The 17,186-nt window shown below is 69.3% G+C and carries 13 protein-coding genes; 7 read left to right on the top strand and 6 right to left on the bottom strand.

Features of this window, described 5'->3' with window-relative positions; all coding sequences use genetic code 11:
• The first annotated feature begins 116 nt into the window (after positions 1–116).
• Together QHF89_RS06830 and QHF89_RS06825 are read left to right on the top strand one after the other, a co-directional pair.
• Positions 117–1,271, top strand: coding sequence for a hypothetical protein (locus tag QHF89_RS06830; protein ID WP_284720170.1), 1,155 nt, complete (start codon positions 117–119; stop codon positions 1,269–1,271).
• A 115-nt stretch (positions 1,272–1,386) separates the two neighbouring features.
• Positions 1,387–2,157 carry a hypothetical protein gene (locus QHF89_RS06825; protein WP_136965879.1) on the top strand — a complete coding sequence of 257 codons (771 nt, stop codon included), beginning with the start codon at positions 1,387–1,389 and terminating at the stop codon, positions 2,155–2,157.
• Positions 2,158–2,382: 225 nt separating this feature from the next.
• Here the strand turns inward: QHF89_RS06825 and QHF89_RS06820 are convergent, their stop codons facing one another.
• Genes QHF89_RS06820 through QHF89_RS06810 form a run of 3 tightly spaced genes read right to left on the bottom strand, consistent with a single transcriptional unit; the run spans position 2,383 to position 4,617 of the window.
• Entirely contained in the window at positions 2,383–2,961 is a 579-nt protein-coding gene (locus QHF89_RS06820; RefSeq protein WP_136930594.1) for a DedA family protein, read from the bottom strand.
• A 23-nt stretch (positions 2,962–2,984) separates the two neighbouring features.
• Positions 2,985–3,809, bottom strand: coding sequence for a hypothetical protein (locus QHF89_RS06815; protein WP_136965880.1), 825 nt, complete (start codon positions 3,807–3,809; stop codon positions 2,985–2,987).
• Positions 3,810–3,858: 49 nt separating this feature from the next.
• Positions 3,859–4,617, bottom strand: a complete 759-nt coding sequence (locus tag QHF89_RS06810) for an alpha/beta hydrolase (RefSeq protein ID WP_136930592.1) — start codon at positions 4,615–4,617, stop codon at positions 3,859–3,861.
• Positions 4,618–4,854: 237 nt separating this feature from the next.
• On the opposite strand from QHF89_RS06810, the gene QHF89_RS06805 reads away from it, so the two are divergent.
• The 4 genes from QHF89_RS06805 to QHF89_RS06790 all read left to right on the top strand — a co-directional run bounded on the left by QHF89_RS06805 (position 4,855) and on the right by QHF89_RS06790 (position 11,934).
• Positions 4,855–8,409, top strand: a complete 3,555-nt coding sequence (locus tag QHF89_RS06805; protein ID WP_284720169.1) for a nitric oxide synthase oxygenase — start codon at positions 4,855–4,857, stop codon at positions 8,407–8,409.
• Between the two features lie 232 nt (positions 8,410–8,641).
• A complete protein-coding gene (locus tag QHF89_RS06800) occupies positions 8,642–9,499 on the top strand; it encodes a response regulator transcription factor (protein ID WP_136965882.1) in 858 nt (285 codons plus the stop codon).
• Positions 9,500–9,578: 79 nt separating this feature from the next.
• Complete coding sequence (locus tag QHF89_RS06795; RefSeq protein ID WP_136965883.1) at positions 9,579–10,286, top strand: diacylglycerol/polyprenol kinase family protein; 708 nt, start codon at positions 9,579–9,581, stop codon at positions 10,284–10,286.
• A 16-nt stretch (positions 10,287–10,302) separates the two neighbouring features.
• Complete coding sequence (locus tag QHF89_RS06790; protein ID WP_136965884.1) at positions 10,303–11,934, top strand: glycosyl hydrolase family 28-related protein; 1,632 nt, start codon at positions 10,303–10,305, stop codon at positions 11,932–11,934.
• A 2-nt stretch (positions 11,935–11,936) separates the two neighbouring features.
• On the opposite strand, the gene QHF89_RS06785 is transcribed toward QHF89_RS06790, so the two are convergent.
• Positions 11,937–13,430 (bottom strand): CHASE3 domain-containing protein, encoded by a 1,494-nt coding sequence (locus QHF89_RS06785; protein ID WP_284720168.1) that lies wholly within the window; start codon positions 13,428–13,430, stop codon positions 11,937–11,939.
• Positions 13,431–13,998: 568 nt separating this feature from the next.
• On the opposite strand from QHF89_RS06785, the gene QHF89_RS06780 reads away from it, so the two are divergent.
• A complete protein-coding gene (locus QHF89_RS06780; RefSeq protein ID WP_284720167.1) occupies positions 13,999–14,784 on the top strand; it encodes a CBS domain-containing protein in 786 nt (261 codons plus the stop codon).
• Here the strand turns inward: QHF89_RS06780 and QHF89_RS06775 are convergent, their stop codons facing one another.
• On the bottom strand, positions 14,785–15,324 hold the full coding sequence (locus QHF89_RS06775; RefSeq protein ID WP_136965887.1) for a CAP domain-containing protein: 540 nt from the start codon (positions 15,322–15,324) through the stop codon (positions 14,785–14,787).
• Positions 15,321–17,030 carry a radical SAM protein gene (locus QHF89_RS06770; protein WP_284720166.1) on the bottom strand — a complete coding sequence of 570 codons (1,710 nt, stop codon included), beginning with the start codon at positions 17,028–17,030 and terminating at the stop codon, positions 15,321–15,323. Before QHF89_RS06770 ends, QHF89_RS06775 begins: the two co-directional genes overlap by 4 nt.
• Between the last annotated feature and the right edge of the window lie 156 nt (positions 17,031–17,186).

Genomic DNA, 17,186 nt, shown 5'->3' with positions numbered 1-17,186 from the left:
GGGGGCTTGGGGGGCGGAGGTCCGATCTCGAAGCGGAGCCCCCAAACGTCGAGGACGCGCGGGAGCGTTGCTTGTGTCGTGGCGCGTGGGGCCGGGCTCCGGTACATTCGCAGACGATGGCACGTCGTTCTTCGCCTTGGATCTTGCTCGCCACGGTCACCGCGGCGCTCAGCGTGACCGCGGCCGCGCCGGCGCAGCAGCCTTCCCCCTCGGGGACGGCGACAGCCCCCACCGCGCTCCCGACCCCGCCGCCTCCGCCAGCGCAGGGACAACCGCCGCAGGGCACGCCGCCGCAAGGGCAACCGCCGCAAGGACAACCGCCGCAGGGCACGCCACCGCAGCAGCCCGGCTACCCCCAGCAGCAGCCGGGGTATCCTCCGCAGCAACCGGGATATCCGCAACAATACCCACAAGGGTACCCGCAACAACAGCCGGGCTACCCGCAGCAACAACCGGGATATCCGCAACAATATCCGCAGGGGTATCCGCAGCAACAGCCGGGCTACCCGCAGCAGCAACCCGGCTACCCCCAGCAACAGCCCGGCTATCCGCAGCAGCAGCCCGGCTACCCGCAGCAGCAGCCCGGCTATCCGCAGCAGCAACCGGGGTATCCGCAGCAGGGGTACCCGCAGGGGTATCCGCAAGGGTATCCGCAGGGCTATCCGCAAGGGTATCCGCCGCCGCCCGGGTATCCGGACGCGGCGGGGGGCACGGGCCCGACGCCTCCGCCGCCTCCGCCGCCTCCGAAATGCTGTCGCTGGTCGGCGCGCGTGAATCCGTTCGACCTGCTCTTCCGGCGCCTGAGCTTCGAGGCGGAGGTCGCCGTGTGGGGCCCGATCGCGGTGCAAATCTCGCCGACGTGGATCTGGGGTTCGCCCACGGAGAACCTCGACGCGAGCGGCTGGGCGCTGGCCGGCGATATCGGCGTGTATTTCGAGGGCAAAGCGCTGCGTGGCTTCTGGCTCAAGGGCCACGTCGGCTACGAGAGCTTCGACGCGACGGTGACGCACCCGCAGCTCACGAACGTGAGCGCGACGCAAAACGTCAGCTCGATGATCCTCGGCGGCATGATCGGCAACACCACGGTCTTCACGCGCGACGGCGGATTCTCGCTCTCCGGCGGCATCGGCATCGGCGTGGCATTGGCCGATCCGGTCACGATCATTGCGGAGTCGAAGGATCCGCGCTTCCCGAGCGTGGGCGTGACGTTTTACGACAAGGAAGGCGCGATCCAGATTCTGGGGACGTTCGGGCTGGGCGTGACGTTCTGATCCTTGCGGGGGCCAGCCCTCCGAGACCGTCGATCGGGAGGGACAGGCTGGCCTCGCCGCCCCGCCCCTTCCTGTCCCCTTCCCTCCGCCCGCCAGCTATGTTAAGCGGGCTCACATGTCCCAATCTTCGCTCGATCCCGCCCTCTACGCCCGCGCTCCGGTGATGACCGTCGAGGGTGGCATCACCTTGTGCCGCGTCCTCGCGGAGTCTTGCCCCGCGGGGATGCCCTCCTCGGTGACGAAGGCCGCCAAACGGCTCGTCGATACGGCCGAAGCCGCGCAGGTCGCACATACGGCGCGCAAGAAGGCGCTCGGCAAAGGAACGGACGAGGATTCGCGGCCCATCGATCGAGCCGGTGACAATTCGTGGAGCGCGCTGCGCGGGCGCCTCCAGGCATACACGTTGCTCCCCGAGGCCACGTATCCGGACGCGCGACGCGCCGCGGAGATCCTCGCGGAGCTGTTCGGCGAGGCCGGGCTCTCGTTCTTGACCGAGTCCTACCCCGAGCAATACGCCATCGCGGAGTCCGTGCTCCGGCGCATCGACGGCGAGGCCTTCGTGACCGATATCAACCGGATTGCGGGCAAGGAGTTCCTCGACAACGTGCGCGCGCAACACGTCGCTTATGGCAAGATGGTCGCGGGGCTCCTCCAGCGCGAAACGGCGCTGACCGAGGATCTCGGCGTGCACGTGCGGGCCATGGGGGAAGAGCTCGTCGATTATGCGACGAAGGTGCTCGCCACGGTGGAGCGAGACGAGCCGGCCACGGTCACGCGGGCCCGGACGGCGCTGCGGCCGATCGACGCGTTCCGGGAGGCGACGCAGAAGCGGCCCTCCGGCGGAAACACGGCCGGGGAGGCCGAAGGGTCTCCCGAGAACGGGTGAAAGCGGGCCGCGGAGGCCGATCGGTCTGGCCGAGGCTCCTTGCGAGGCGCGCGAGGAGGTCGATGGGCGCGCGAGAAGACGTTCGACGGTGTCTTGGAAGGCCGGGAGGTCTTCGGAACCGGGCTGAAAGGGTCGCGGGGAGGTCGACCGGGCTGTTCGAGGTGGTTGCGGCCTGCCCGGGGAGGTCGTTTGGCTTGCCAGATCACAAAGTGGGGGCGCCCCGCATCACCGCCCCTTCGAAGCCGTCTGCCGCCGGGAGACCCTCTCCCGCAGCAGATTGAACCCGAAGATCGAAATCGCCGCGAGCACCGCGCCCATCGCGAGCCGCTCGTCCCAGGCGTGCAGCTTCCCCCGCGCCGCCTCGACCGCCTGCCCGAACAGATACCCCGCCCCGGTGACGAGCACGGCCCACACCGCCGCCGAGATCACATTCAGCACGAGAAAACGGGCCGTCGGAATGCGGCTCAGGGCGATCGCGACCGGCGCCACGTTGCGAAGTCCATAAATGAAGCGGAATCCCAGAATGAACAGCACCGGGTGCCGCTCCAGGAGCGACGTCGCCCGCCCGATGTGCGACGCGAGCTTCGGACGCCGATCGACGAAGGAACGCCCGAAGCGCTTGCCGAGGAAATACGCGACCTGGTCGCCCATGGCGGACCCGACGAACGCCGTCAAGACGACCCACGAAAACCGCAGATGCTGCTGATGGGCCGCAAAACCCCCGAGCATCGCCACCGTCTCGCCCTCGAAGAACGTGCCGATGAGCACGGCGACGTACCCGTACACTTGAATGAGATGCTCCACGTCCCCCCCGTGGCGTCACCCGCTCAGAACACGATGCGCCCCATCAAAAGCCGCACGCCCGCCGATTTCGGCGTCGCTTGCACGAGCTTGATCTCGGTCTTGTTCAAAAGGACGAGCGTGATCCCCGTGGCCACCAGCGCCGCGCCCACGCCGAGCGTGACGAAGCCGCCCGTCGTGAGAGCTTTGTTTTCGCCCTGGGTCACTTTTCCTTCGCTGTTCAGCGTCGCGCCGTCGGCGCTGTACCCAATGCCCAGCATGATCGCGCCGCCGAGGACGGCCGCGCCGCCGAAGCCGCCAAAAAGAAACCCGAGCTGCCGGCCCAGGAAGCTCCCGCCGTCCACGTTCGCCACGACGTCGCCGCCCACGTTCGACAGCAAAAACCCCCGCGAGGGCACCATTCCGTCGGCGCCGAAGAAAAAGACCTCGTTTTTGCGGCCGTCCACGATCCGATCGCAGGGCGCCTCGCACGCCGTCCGCACGAAGATCCCCTCGCCCGCCTGATCCGAGACCACCCCCGCGATCCGCAAGAGCTTCACCCCCGGCCGGTCTGCCTCGATGTGAATCCGCGGCGTGCCTTTCCCCGGCTCTTGCGCGGGCTCCTTCGCCGGCTCCGCGGCGGGCGCCGCGGGCTTCGGCGCCTCGGGTTTGGCAATGCCGGACGGCGGCGCCGTGGGCTCGGCGGCCTCGGGCACCTTCGGCGACGCCGGCTCCTGCCCCGGCGCGGGCGGCGTGGGCGGGGCGTCGGGCGGCGCTACGGGCGCATCGGGCGGGCCCGGGATGGCCTGGGCAAACGCGGGCGGCGCGAAGGCAAGGGCGGCAAGGACGGAGGCGAGGCAGGCAGAGCGCATGAGGCTCTCCGATACTGGCGAAACGCGCCTCGGGCAAGGGGAAATACGATCAGCGCCGCCACTTCCGGCCGAACAGGAATCGAATCGCGCCGGGCGCTCGCCGGCGCCAGTTTTTTTCGTTGTGGGCGCCGCGTTTTGCCGCGACGAACTTCAGCGAATGCGGATCGTAGCCGCGCTCGACGAACCTGGTTGCGAGGCGCTCGGCCGCCCGCAAGAGGCCGCCGCCCGCCTCCAGCGCGCCCGCGTCGAGGTAAATGCGCGAGGCGCGCGGGCGCGGGTGCGCGTCGATCCAGTCGAAGATCGCGCCTTGCCCGATCTGGAGCGACGGCGACATGCTCATCGCCAGCCCGAACCGCTCCGGCGCGCGGAGGTGCACATAAAGCGCGGCGAGCCCGCCCATCGAGGAGCCGCCGACGCCCGTGTCGGCCGGATCCGTCGACACCCCGAAATGATGTTCGATATGGGGGCCGAGCCCGCCGCGCATCCAGTCGAGCAAAAGCTCGAGCCTGCCGGGACCCGCGCGCGTCGGGAACGGCGAGAGCTCCTCGATGCGCTCGTGCCCGCCGTGGTCGATGCCCACGATCACGGGCACACGCTCGCCGCGCGCCGCGAGCCGCGCCCCCACCTCGTGCAGGTGCCAGCCGCCGACGAACGAGGGTTCGTCGTGGAAGAGGTTCTGCCCGTCGAAAAGGTAGAGCACGGGCGGCTTCATCGGCGCGCGGCGCGGCGGGACGTACACACGGACATGACGCGCCGAAAGGCCGGGGACGTGAAACGGGCCGAGGAGATGAACGGTGGGTTCGGACATGAGGTAGTCGAGATTGCGCGAACAGGACACACCTAGAGCGCCGACCCGTTCGGCGCTCTGCGAGATCGCGAAGCGAGCTCGCCTCGGGGGGTGAATCGACCGGGCTTTGCCCGGGCGAGAGGGGGACGCGAGGCGTCCCCCTCGGGACAAGCTCGTTCACGCGAGCGTGCGGTGTTGTCCCACATTTCCGGCGACCTTGCGAGGCCGCGCGCATGGATGGTAAGGGACGTGGCGATAATGACCCACGACGTCGAAGGCTTGATCCGCGGGGCCGGCCTGCTCGAAGGCCTCGGGCAGGACGCGACGAACAGCCTGCTCGAGGGGATCGTCGTCCAGCGGTACGAATCCGGCGCGCAGATCGTGCGGGAGGGTGAAATCGGGGACGCGGCCTTCGTCCTGGTCGAGGGCATTTGCCAGGTGTTCGGCGCGCGGCCGGGCGGCGGCGTCATCCGCCTGGCGCGCCTCGAACCCGGCGCGCTTTTCGGCGAGCAAGCCCTGCTCGGTCGCTCGGGCGGGCGAAGGGCGGCCACCGTACGCGCGACGGGCCCCGTCGCCGTGGCCCGCATCGCCGCCCAGGATTTCCGCAATGCCCTGCCGCCCGATCACCCGCGCCGCGAGGCGCTCGTGCGCCTCGGCGAGGCGCAGCTCCGCGACCGGCTCGTGCAGCAGTCGAGCTTGTTTCGAGCCTTGCGTGAGCTCGGCGGCGCCGAGGACGGCGAGCACGATGGGCTCGGCGCCAAGCTCGTCACGTACGAGCGCGGCGAGGCGCTTTTTTATCAGGGCGAGCCCGCCGACGCGGTGTACGTCGTCGTCACCGGGGCCGTCGGCGTGTATGTCGAGAAAGACGGGCGCCCGCAGCTCCTCTCGCGCGTCGAGGCCGGCCATTGCGTCGGCGAGCGGGGCCTCTTGCGCCGCGAATCCCGCTCGGCCACCGCGGTCGCCGAGGACCCGGTCACGGCCTTCCGCGTGCCCGGCGATCGATTCCTCGCGATCCTCGAGCAATCTGACGAGCTGCGGGAATACTTCGACAGCCTGGAGAGCGTGTACGAGCTGCCCCACCGCGGGTTCGTCACCATCTTCGCGGGCAGGTTCCTGGGCAAACCCTGCATCACCTCGCTTTATCACCTGCCCCGCGGCCGTCACGCCGTCGCCTCGCACGTCCCGGGCGAGGAGCTCCACCACCTCGCCGTCAGCGAGCCGGGGCTCGAAGGCCCGCCCGACGAGCGCGGGAAATACCGATTCATCGACGCGCGCCGCGGCCTCGAACGCGAAATCGTGGTCACGCCCAACGACGGCCGTATCCTCTCGTTCACGGCCCGCGGCGATTGGGTCGATCTCCCCAAGCTCTACGCGCTCGCCCTCGAAGGCGGCTCCCTCTCGCCCTGGCAATGCGCGGCCTTCACCGAGACGGGCTCCATCGACCTCGAATCGCCGCCCTCGCTCCGGCCTGACGACGAGATCGTCTGCACCTGCATGCGCGTGCGCAGGCGCGACCTCCGCCGCGCCATCCTCGCCGGCTGCAATACGCCCGAGGCCATTCGCGACCGCACCCGCGCCGGCAGCGCCTGCGGCGCGTGTCTGCCCCGCATCGCCGACATGCTCGGCAAGAGCGCCTGGACCTCGGCCGAGATCGTCTCCGCCACCGATGTTTGTCCGGGCGTACGCGCGTTTCGTCTCGTCCCTCGCGACGGCGAGATCCTCCCCGCCGAGCCGGGCCAGCACGTCGTCATCCAGGCCGAAATCGACGGCCGCTTCATCGAGCGCCCGTATACCCTCTCGGCGCCCACGTCGAGCGGCCAGTACGAGATCACGGTCAAGCGGCTCCCGGGCGGCGTGTTCTCCACCTGGCTCTTCGAGCGCCGCCCCGAGGACGCGCTCATCCGCGTCTCCGCGCCCGGCGGCCATTTCACGATGCCGCCGAACGATCGCCCCGTCGTGTACCTCGTCGCCGGCATCGGCGTGACGCCCGCCATCGCGGCGTGCCGCGCGATCCGCGAAAAGGGCGGCGCGCGCCGCGTCCACGTCGATTATTCGGCGCACAGCCCCGCGTCGGCCCCTTATGCGGACGAGCTCCACGCGCTCGCCGCCGCTTGCCCGAACGTCACGGCCCGCATTCGTTTCACCGAGGTATGGGGCCGGCTCGGCGCCGCCGAGGTCGCCTCGCTCGTCGATACCCACCCCGACGCCGATTGGTTCCTCTGCGGCCCCATCCCGTATCTCCGCGCGATGAGCAAACTCCTGCTCGAACAGGGCGTGCTCGATACACACCTCCACATCGAAGAGTTCATCGCGGGCAGCGTCGTCGTCGCGCAGCCCGGCCGCAGGCCCTCCTTGCTCGCGCCCGCGACGCTCGTGCCCCCCGCGCACGTGCCGCCCTTGCACCTGCCGCCCTCGTTCCCCGCGAGCCTCCTGCCGAAACCGCCGCCGGCCGTCGACATCTCTTATGCGTATGCGCCGAGCTCGTCCGCGCGCCCCGCGCTGCCTCCCACGACGCCGCCGAGCGCCCCTCCACCGCACGCCTCGGGCATGCTCCCGCCGGCCCCGGGCACCATCGCGCCGCCCTCGTCCGCCCCCGCTTCCTCGCCGATTCCCTCCTCCAAATCACGCGCGGACGGCGTTTGTCCCTTCGCGCACGGCACCCACCGGGAGGACGGCCTCGGCGTCATCCCCCCCGTCGTCGCGGGGCAGGACACGAGCGTCGCCGAAGAAGCGCGGGCTTATCTCGCCCAGTTTTACCGGGAAAAGGGGGCTCCTCGGGCATTCGAGGTCCGATGGGCCCAGGTCTCCGCCGAGCTCCAGCGCACGGGCACCTACGTCCAGACCTACGACGAGCTCTCCTTCGGCGCCAAGCTCGCCTGGCGCAACTCCACCCGCTGCATCGGGCGCCTCTTCTGGAACGGGCTCGAAGTGCGCGACATGCGCCATCTCACGGACGAGGACGAGATCCTCTCGGCCCTGGTCGAGCACATCGAGCTCGCCACGCACGGTGGAAACCTGCGCGCCATGATGACCGTCCTCGCCCCGGCCAACCGCGCCGGCGAGGGTCCACGTATCTGGAACGGCCAGCTCCTGCGTTATGCGGGATACCCGAATCCGGACGGCACCGTCACCGGGGATCCGATGAACGTCGAGCTCACCACGAAGGCGCTCGAGCTCGGCTGGAAAGGCGGCGCCCGCACGCGCTTCGACCTGCTCCCGCTCATCGTGAAGCTCCCCGGCCGCGAGCCGCGCTGGATGGAGATCCCGCGACGCGTCGTGCGCGAGGTGCCGCTCGTGCACCCCGATCTGCCGTGGTTCGCCTCGCTCGGGCTCCGCTGGTACGCGCTTCCGGCCGTCTCCGAGCTCCTGCTCGACATCGGCGGCGTGAAGTATCCGGCCGCGCCTTTCAACGGCTGGTACATGGCGACCGAGATCGGCGCGCGCAATTTCAGTGATCCCTATCGCTACAACATGCTCCCCGTGATCGCCGAGCGGCTCGGGCTCGACATCCAGCGCTCCTCCTCGCTCTGGCGCGACCGCGCGCAGGTCGAGCTCGTGCGGGCCGTCGTACATTCGTTCGAGCGCGCGGGCGTGAAGATCGTCGACCACCACACGGCCTCCGAGGACTTCGTGCAGTTTGCCCAGGCCGAACAAGGCCAGGGCCGCTGCGTGCACATGCGCTGGAGCTGGATCGTCCCTCCCATCGGCGGCAGCGCGACGTCGGTGTTCTACATGGATGAGGACCGTCATCCCGATGTCACGCTCAAGCCGAACCTCTTCTATCAGCCGAAGCCCTGGACAGGGGCAGCCTGATCCTCCGCCCGAGCGGACGTCGACCTTCTGCCTGGGACAGGCCCATCGCACCACCAGCAGGACGTGAGCGCGCAGTGTTTCGTCGCAGGTGGGTGTTCCCCTACGGAATTGTCAATGGAATGGCGTACACTTCCCTGTGATTGTTTCACGAGCGTGTCGAGACAGACTATGCAGCGGGTAAAAACCATGTAGGCTGTCTGCTGGGGTGTGATTCACCTGGAGGTCCGTATCAATGGCTCCGCACGTCCTGCTCGTCGATGACAGCACCACCGTTCGTATGGTCATCGCCGCGGAGCTGCGGGAAGCCGGCTTCCGGGTGACCCCCGTGCCCACGCTCGACGCGGCCCGGCGCGCGATCGCGCAGTACCGCGAGCGCGACCCGTTCCAGCTCGCCATCCTCGACGTCCTCCTGCCCGACGGCGACGGGATCGACCTGCTCCGCGAGATTCGTCGGGATCCGGCGCTCGAGCGCCTGCCGGTCATGATCCTCTCGAGCGACGCGCGCTTCGGCTCGCGCCTCCGCGGCCTCGGCGTGGGCGCCGACGACTTCGTAGGCAAACCCCACTCGAAATCGTATCTGATCAACCGCGCCCACGCCCTCACCGGCAATCCGCAGACCGAGGCCGCCCCGCGCGCCTTTCGCGTGCTCCTCGTCGACGCCGACGGCGCCCTGCGCGAGGCGCTCGGAAAGGTCCTCCGCATCGGGCACGGCTGCGACATCGTCTCGCTGGAGAGCGTCGACCAGGCCGCCCAGTTCCTCGACCTCGAAGGCGCGGGCGTCGACGGCGCCGTGGTCGACCGGAGGTGCTTCCTCCGCGTGCTCGGCCTCCTCCGGGCGAAGCAGCCGAACGGCGTGCCCATGATCGTGCTCGACGATTCTCCCTCGGCCACCTGGCCTCCCGTCGCGACCACGAAGCGCAACGCGGCCCTCGCCTCCGCGCTGGTCATGCCTCGCACGATCGAGCCGAGCACCGTGGCCGATGTCATGGTGCACAGGCTGGTCGAAGAAGCCTCGCCTGCCGTTTCATCGAGCAGCAAAATTCCGATTACCACGATTGACGCCGTGCGTCGGCTCGCGCGAGGCGCCTGAACCATTCGTGGGTTCACCCCCACCGAAATGACAGAAAGCTGAAACTCCTGGGCGGAGGCGGCGGGTAGCCTTCGTTGCCTTGTCCAAGTCCACCGTCGATCCGACCGCGCTCGACATCGAGCTCCCCGCGGTGCCTTTTCCCTCGGTCCCCGCGCCGGCGCCCGCGCCGCCCGCCCGACCGGAAAACTGGACGCGCAGCCTCTTCCACGTCCTCTCCGCGCTGGTCGCGCTCGTCATGCTCCGCATCGTGCCGAGCCGCGGGTGGTTGATCGCCGCGAGCGTATCGCTTTGCGCCTGGGCCTGGTCCTGCGAGATCGCCCGTCGCCTGAGCCCGGCCGTCAATGAGCGGATGATGAAGTTCTTCTCGCGTGTCGCCCACCCGATGGAGCGGCACCGGGTGAACTCGTCCACCTGGTATCTCACGGCCCTGGTCGGCCTCTCGCTCTTCGCATCCTTTCAGGCGGCCGAGCTCGGCGTCGTGATCCTCGGCCTCGCCGACCCGGCGGCGGGCTTCATCGGCCGCCGCATCGGACGCACGAAGATCCTCGCGAACCGCTCGCTCGAAGGCACGCTCGGCTTCTTCGCCGTCGGCACGCTCGCCGCGCTCGCGACGCTCATGGCCTTCCACGGCCTGCCGCTCCCCGCGATGCTGCTCATCGCCTCCGCCGGCGCGGCCGCGGGCGCGATCGCCGAGCTCGTCTCCTCGCGCCTCGACGACAACTTCACCATCCCCGTCACGGTCGCGATCGCCAGCTCCATCGCAGGCGCGTTCGCCCCGGCGTCCTGATCTATCCTGGGCGCCCATGCGCCCGCTCCTCGGCTTGCTCGCCTTCCTCCCGTGCCTCGCCGCGTGCAGCGACGAGCCGCCCGGAGGCGCCCCGCCGCCCGCGCCCGACGCGGGCACCGACGCCGGCCCCGCCTCGTTCCGCAGCGCCCTCTACCCCGAGGACTGGACGCCCTCGTTCACGGACGCCGAAGGCCACTTCCTGCACGACTTCTCCTACGCGGGTTACCACCACGCCGAGGCCCCGCCCGGCGCGCCCGCTGCGGCCCCGACCTTCGACGTCGTCACGCAGGGCGCGGATCCCACCGGGCAGATGGACGCGACCTTGGCCGTGCAGGCTGCCATCGACGCGGCCGCGGCCCAGGGCGGCGGGATCGTCACGTTCCCCGAGGGCCTTTATCGGATCGACGACAAGCTCGTCGTCTCCGCGTCCGGTGTTGTCCTGCGCGGCGCAGGCGCCACGAAATCGCGGCTCCACTTCACGCGATCGGCGGGCATGGACTACGACGCGCACCTCGCCTTCCTAGGCAAGGCCGAGCCGAACCTCGAGCTCCCGCTCGCCGTGGACGCGACCTCGCGCGCCGACGTCGTCGAGGTCGCGAGCGCCGAGGACCTCGCGCCGGGTGACGACGTCCTCCTCGGCTGGAACATCACGCCTGCCTTCCTCGAAGAGCACGGCATGACGGGCACGTGGACGGCCTTCAACGATACCTGGCAGCCCTTCTTCCGCCGGACCGTCGTCGCCGTCGACAAGACCTCCTCGCCGCACCGGATCACGCTCGACGTGCCGCTGCGCTACCCGGCCAAGCTCCGCGACGGCGCGAGCCTAACGCGCGTCACGGGCCTGCTCCGCGAGTGCGGCGTCGAGTCGCTCGGTGTGTCGAACGCCGTCTCCTGGGCCGAGGCCTGGGCCGCGTCGCAGGTCCACGCGATCGACCTCCGGCGTGTCGTCGACTGCTGGATCAAGGACGTCGCCTCGTTCCCCTCGCCCGCCGCGCCTGCCGAGGGCCCGGGCAGCGGCGCGCACCTCGCCTCGGGCGGCATCCTCCTCGAAGAGGCCACGCGCGTCACCGTCCAGCATGTCTCGCTCGGCCTCGCGCAAAACCGCGGCGGCGGCGGAAACGGCTATCTCTTCGAGATCCGCCGCTCGAACGAGATCCTCGTCGCGGACAGCGAGGGCGACGGCGGGAGGCACAACTTCATCCAGAACTGGGGCTTCGGCACGACCGGCTGCGTCTTCTTACGCATTCAAAGCAAAAACGGGGAATCGCTCACCGACATGAACGACGCATCGGGCTTCACGGGTTTGTCCGAGTTCCACCACTCGCTCGCCACGGCGAACCTCATCGACGCCTCGACGTTCGACGACGGCTTCTCCATCGTGAACCGCAACGACGAGAGCACGGGCGCCGGCCACACGGGCACCGAGAACGTGCTCTGGAACAACCGCGGCAAGGGCGCGCTCCGATCGCTCCAGTTCGGCACGGGGTACGTGATCGGGACCGAGGGCCTCTACGTCACGACCGAGTCGCCGCTGCCGATGGCCCTCGGCACCCAGCCCGTCGACTGGGTCGAGGGCCTCGACGAAGGCGACGCGCTCGACCCACCTTCGCTTTACGAAGATCAACGCAGCCGCCGCCGCGCGCGCTGACGCTACACGAGCGCCGCCCGACCGGCCTCGTTCGATCGTACGAGCCGCAAGAGCTCCTCGGACACGCTCGACAGCTCCGAAGCCGTCTGGAGCGTCTGCTTCGCGCTCGTCTGCACCTCGCGCGCGGCCTCTGACACGGACTGCATCGCCTGGTTCACCTGCTCCATCGCCGTCGTCTGGTGCCGCGTGCTCGCCTCGATCTCGCGCGACGATCGCGCTGTGTCCACCACGTACGTGCGGATGCGCTCGAAGCTCGCGCCCACGTCCTCGAAGCTGCGCGTGCTCGCCTCCACGGCTTTTGCGCCGTTCTCCGTGGCCATCACGGTCGTGTTCGTCGCGCCTCGCACCTGCTCGACCAGGTGCTGGATGTCCCGCGCCGCGCCGGACACGCGATCCGCGAGCTTCCGGATCTCGTCGGCGACCACGCCGAAGCGCCGCCCTGCGTCTCCCGCGCCTGCCGCCTCGATCGTCGCGTTGATCGCGAGGATGTTCGTCTGCTCGGCGAGCTCGCGGATGATGTCCACGATGCCCCCGATCTCCTGGGATCGCTGGTTCAAGCCGAGCATGTGCGCGACGACCCGATCGACATGCTTGCGGGTCCCATCGACGGTCTCGCGCGCCGCGGTCACGGTCTGATCGCCGCCGCGCGCGGCCGAAGACGTGTCCTCCGCGATGCGACTCACCTGCACGGCGCTCTCGGCGATCTGGCGCGAGGTGGCCGTGAGCTCGCGGATCGTCACGGACACCTGCTGCGAGGTCGCGACCTGCTCGTTCGTCGAGCTCGCTTGTTGTGTCGCGGCGGCCTCGAGCTCGCGCGCGGCGGCGCGCATGCGCGCGGCGGCGGCGCCGATCTGCCGGTTCAGCGCGCGGACGATGTAGGCGCCCAGGCCGCTCACGCAGACGAACGCGAGAACACACGCGCTCACGAGCGTCTGGGCGAACGAACGCACGAGCTCGTCGACGACCGCAGCCCGTATCCCGAGCAGCGTGCGCTCCTCGGCGATCATCTCGTCGATGACGGCCCGCACCGCCTCCATCGTGCGTTTGCCACGACCCGCGGAGACGAACTTCACCGCGGACTCGAGCCCCTCGCTCTTGCGCACGTCGATGGCGCCGGAGAGCGCGATTCGCTCCTCTCCGACGAGCCTTCTCAGCTCCGGAAGGCGCTGCTGCTGGCGCTCGTTGGCGCTCGTCAGGCGCTCGACCTCGGCGATCTCTCGCTCGATGGCCTCGTCTCCGTCGCGGTAAGGCTCCAGGAACCCCTCGCTCCCGGTGATCACGTAGCCGCGCTGGCCCGTCTCCATGTCCTGGAAGGCGGAGAGCGTGCTCGACAGCGCCGTCAGGACCTCGCGGGTGTTCCCCACGGCATCCGTGGCCACAAGGAGGCGCTGGGTCGTCGCGTAGGCGTACGCGCCGATGAGCACCAGAAAAATAAGAGGAAGCGCGATGGCCGCGCTGAACTGCTTGCCTACTGTCCAGGTCCTCGACCCTGCCATGCGTCCCATCCTCCGACCGCTTGCGAGCTCCCCTCGCGGCCCTGCGCCGATTTCGAGAGCGGCCCAGGGTTTACTTTACGGCACGGAAGCACCCAGGACGTATGCATTCCGAGGGTGCCGTGAATCTTCGAAGGACGCGCGGCCCATCGAGCGTCAGCACAATGACGCCGCGCCCCCGGATCCCACGACATTTCGCGAATGGCATTCGGGAGATTCCGAGCTTCGCCGCTTCTTTGCCCTAGTGGTAGCCCGGACACACCGTTTCGAGATCACGAGACGTCGTCCTCGGTCACGCCGTCCCGCAGCGACAGAAGAATCGAACGAGCCGGTGTTTTCGTTCCGCGAGGCGCCCCAACGAACGAAACGAAACCCTCCGTCTCGTTTTGCAACGAGCCTCCGCAGGATTCACCACTTTCGTGTGAAGCTGGATGGAGACTCCATGTGCGTTGCCTCGCCGAGGGGAGCGCAAGGGTTGCAGGCTTCACGCAAAGGTTGCAGGAAGGGGCTCGACAAGCGGGACGGGAGGCTTGTATATGACTTGGCAAACGTCTTGCCAGGCGCCGCCCCTATGACCACGCCCCTCCTCGTCTCGACGCTGATGAAATCCCCCGTGCTGTCGGTGTCGCCCGACACGCTCGTGGATGAGGCTTACCTGCTGCTCGCGTCGCGCCGCATCTCGTCGGCGCCCGTCGTCGACGCCACGGGCAAGGCGCTCGGCGTCGTCTCGTTGACCGACCTCCTGCGCATCGGCCGCCTGCAACCGGCCTCGCTCGCGGGCATCCAGCCGATCGACCTGCCCACCGAGCCCGTCTCGGATCACATGCACAAGGGCGTGCTCACGGTCTCGCCGAACGCGCCCGTGACGGCGGCGGCGCGGATCATGGCCGACGAGCACGTGCATCGCGTGTACGTCGAGCAGGAAGGCAAGCTCGTCGGCGTCTTCAGCATCGAGGAGGTGCTCTCCTCCGTGCGCGCGCTGCGCCTCGAAGCGCCGATCGGCGACGTGATGACGAAGCCCGTGATCTCGCTCCCCCTCACGGCCACGATCGCCGACGCCACCTCGCGGCTCGACCGCGCGCAAGTGACGGGCGTCGTGATCGTCGACGAATACCGCCACCCGGTCGGCGTCTTCACGCAGGTCGAGGCGCTCGCGGCGCGCAGCTTCGCGCCCGAGACGAAGGTCGAGGACGTGATGAACTACGGCATCCTCACGCAGCACGTGAAGACGCCGCTCTACCGCGCGGCGGCGCACGCCTTCGAATCGCGCGCGCGCCGCGTGCTCGTGCTGGAGAACGGCGAGCTCGTCGGCCTGATCACGGGCCTCGACTTCGCGCGCGTGCTCGCCAGGTCCTGATCAATAAGGCTTCTGCCCGACGAAGTTCCCGGGCGGATCGTAGTTGCAAACCCAGAATTCCCAATCCCCGCCGCCGAGCGGCGAGCCCGTGCTGCATTTCGCCATGCCGCAGCCGAGCCTCGTCGATTTCGCCCAAACGACCTGGGTGTAATGGCCGCAGACGGCCGAACACTCGTTCGACGAATAGATGTAATCCTCCTTCTCGGAGACCCAGTTCGAGACGACCTTCTCCGCGGTCGAGCCATTGGAGCTCGCGTAGAGGTTCTCGCCGTAGTCGTTGCCGCTGTGCTCCCATACGCATTTCTCCGCGTAGGCCTGGGCGACGGCGGCGATCTCGGACGACCAGACGAGGGGCGGCAGCGGCTCTGCGGGCGGCGGATCGACGGACGCGCGCGCCGCGTTGTGGGCCTCCGTGATCCCTTGCATCGAGGCTGGCTCGCCTGCATTCGTGTTGCCGTCTCCGTCGTCGTCGGAGCAGCCCGCGGCGGTCAGGAGGAAAGGAACGAGCACGAGCCCATAGAAAGGTGAAATGCGTTTCATGGCGCGATCGTGGCACGCCGCGGCGTCGGGACGCAAGCCGCCTCGGGGCAGGCCTGCCGGATCGACGCCGACGTCCTGGAAAGCGCTGCACGACGCAGGCTCTGCATCACCTCTCCGTTCCAGAGGGAAACGAGCGACGACGACGCGAGCGAGCCGATCACCGGCGCCTCGTACGCCACGGGATGCACGCTGCCATCCGGATCGATGCACGCCTGCTCCCATTCCATGCGACACGTCAGAAAACGCGCGCGGTTGGCGAAATCGTCGGCCGCGCGAAACACCCGAAACGCGGAATCTTCGCCGGCAACGCAAGGGCAGGCGCCGCGGGGATCGAGGTGATCCACGAGCACGACGCCCGCAGGCGCGAGGATCGCCCCGAGCGCACGGACCCCACGGAACACCCGCTCCCCCCGCGGATCGATCCATTCGGCCTGCGCCCGTGTCGTACACGGGAAAACCTCCTCAACCTTCAACCAATCGACCCCGAGCGAAGCCACGAGCCTCCCGAGCGCAGGCAATTCGTCCACGTTCGATGCCGTCACGACCGTCGAGATCCCGATCCGCACGTCGACCCCACGCGCCGCGCGCCGCCGGACCATGCCCTCGATATTTTTCACGAGGGTCGCGAACCGTCCGCCGATCCGGAGACCGTCGTTGGTCCCCGCCGTCGCGCCGTCGAGCGAGAGCGAAAGGCTCGTCAGCCCGAGATCGCAGAGCGCATCGAACCGCGCCTCGTCGAGCGCCATTCCATTCGATAGCAAATGCACGTCCGTGCGGCCCGGACGCCCCGCGCGGCCCCTCTGGATCGCCGCGAGCACCTCCGGGAAGATCGGCGCCACGAGCGCCTCGCCGCCGTGCACGAAGCCCACGTATTCGGCGGCTGCGAACGGCTCCCGCAGCGCGTCGAGCAGCCACGGCTGCATCGTGCGAGCGCGCCCGCTCCGCGTCTTCTCCGGCGCGTCCGTGATGCAATGGGCGCAGCGCAGGTTGCACCGCTCGGTCACGGTCACGTAAAGCCGCACGGGCAAGGGCGCGACCACGCGCCCCGCGCGAAACGCGTCGCCGGACGTCTCCGACGCCGACGGCCCCTCGATCGAAATCGCCGCCGCGTCCTCGCCCCGCCCCGCGCTTTTTGGCGCCTCCGGCCGCGGGATCGTGAACCATTGCCCCGCCCCGCCCGCGCGCCCGACGAGCCGCCCCGATTCCAATCGAAACACGTACGAGACGCGCCGCGCCGACGCTGGCAGCCGCGCCTCGAAGACGACGTGCTCGTCCTCCTCCGCCGCGACCTGCATGGCCTCCTCGCGCCCCCCTGCGCCCTCGTCCCACCGCACGACGAGGCCGCTCCCGTGCCCGCGACGCAGCGCCGCGCGAATGCAGAGCCGACCGTCCTCCACCACGCCCACGAAGGGGCGCACCGGCGCGTGCAGGATCGGCTCGTCCGCGCCGCCCACCACGAGCACGTTGTTCCGCAGGCCGCCCCGCGCCCGTGTCCGCGGGTTTGCCGGATCGAGCTCCCAGCGCGCGCCTTCCACGTGCAGCTTGTACTCGTGCACCCCGATCGCCGCCTCGATCGTCGCCTCGAACGACCCGTCCTCGCGCCGCGCCATCGGCGTCGGATGAAACGCCGACCATTCCCCGCAGATCGACGCGAACGCCGCGGGTCGCTCCGGCCGGTAGAAAAACGTCACGGGGACAGAAGCCACCCGCGCACGATACGCGAATCCGCGCTTCGCGGGAGGTCCTCCGGCTTCGCGTGCCGTCTTCCACCGACGTGTCCGCGCGCCTCCGGAAAGCGTGGACAAGGTCCCTCCCTTGTCTCTTCCCTGCCCCTCGGCTCCGCTGTACCTTGTGCGTAAGGC

This window comes from Polyangium sorediatum, from assembly GCF_029946465.1.
GTDB classification, from domain to species: domain Bacteria; phylum Myxococcota_A; class Polyangia; order Polyangiales; family Polyangiaceae; genus Polyangium; species Polyangium fumosum.
Note: the sequence above shows the minus strand (reverse complement) of the source record. Positions and strands in the feature narration are given on the sequence as shown.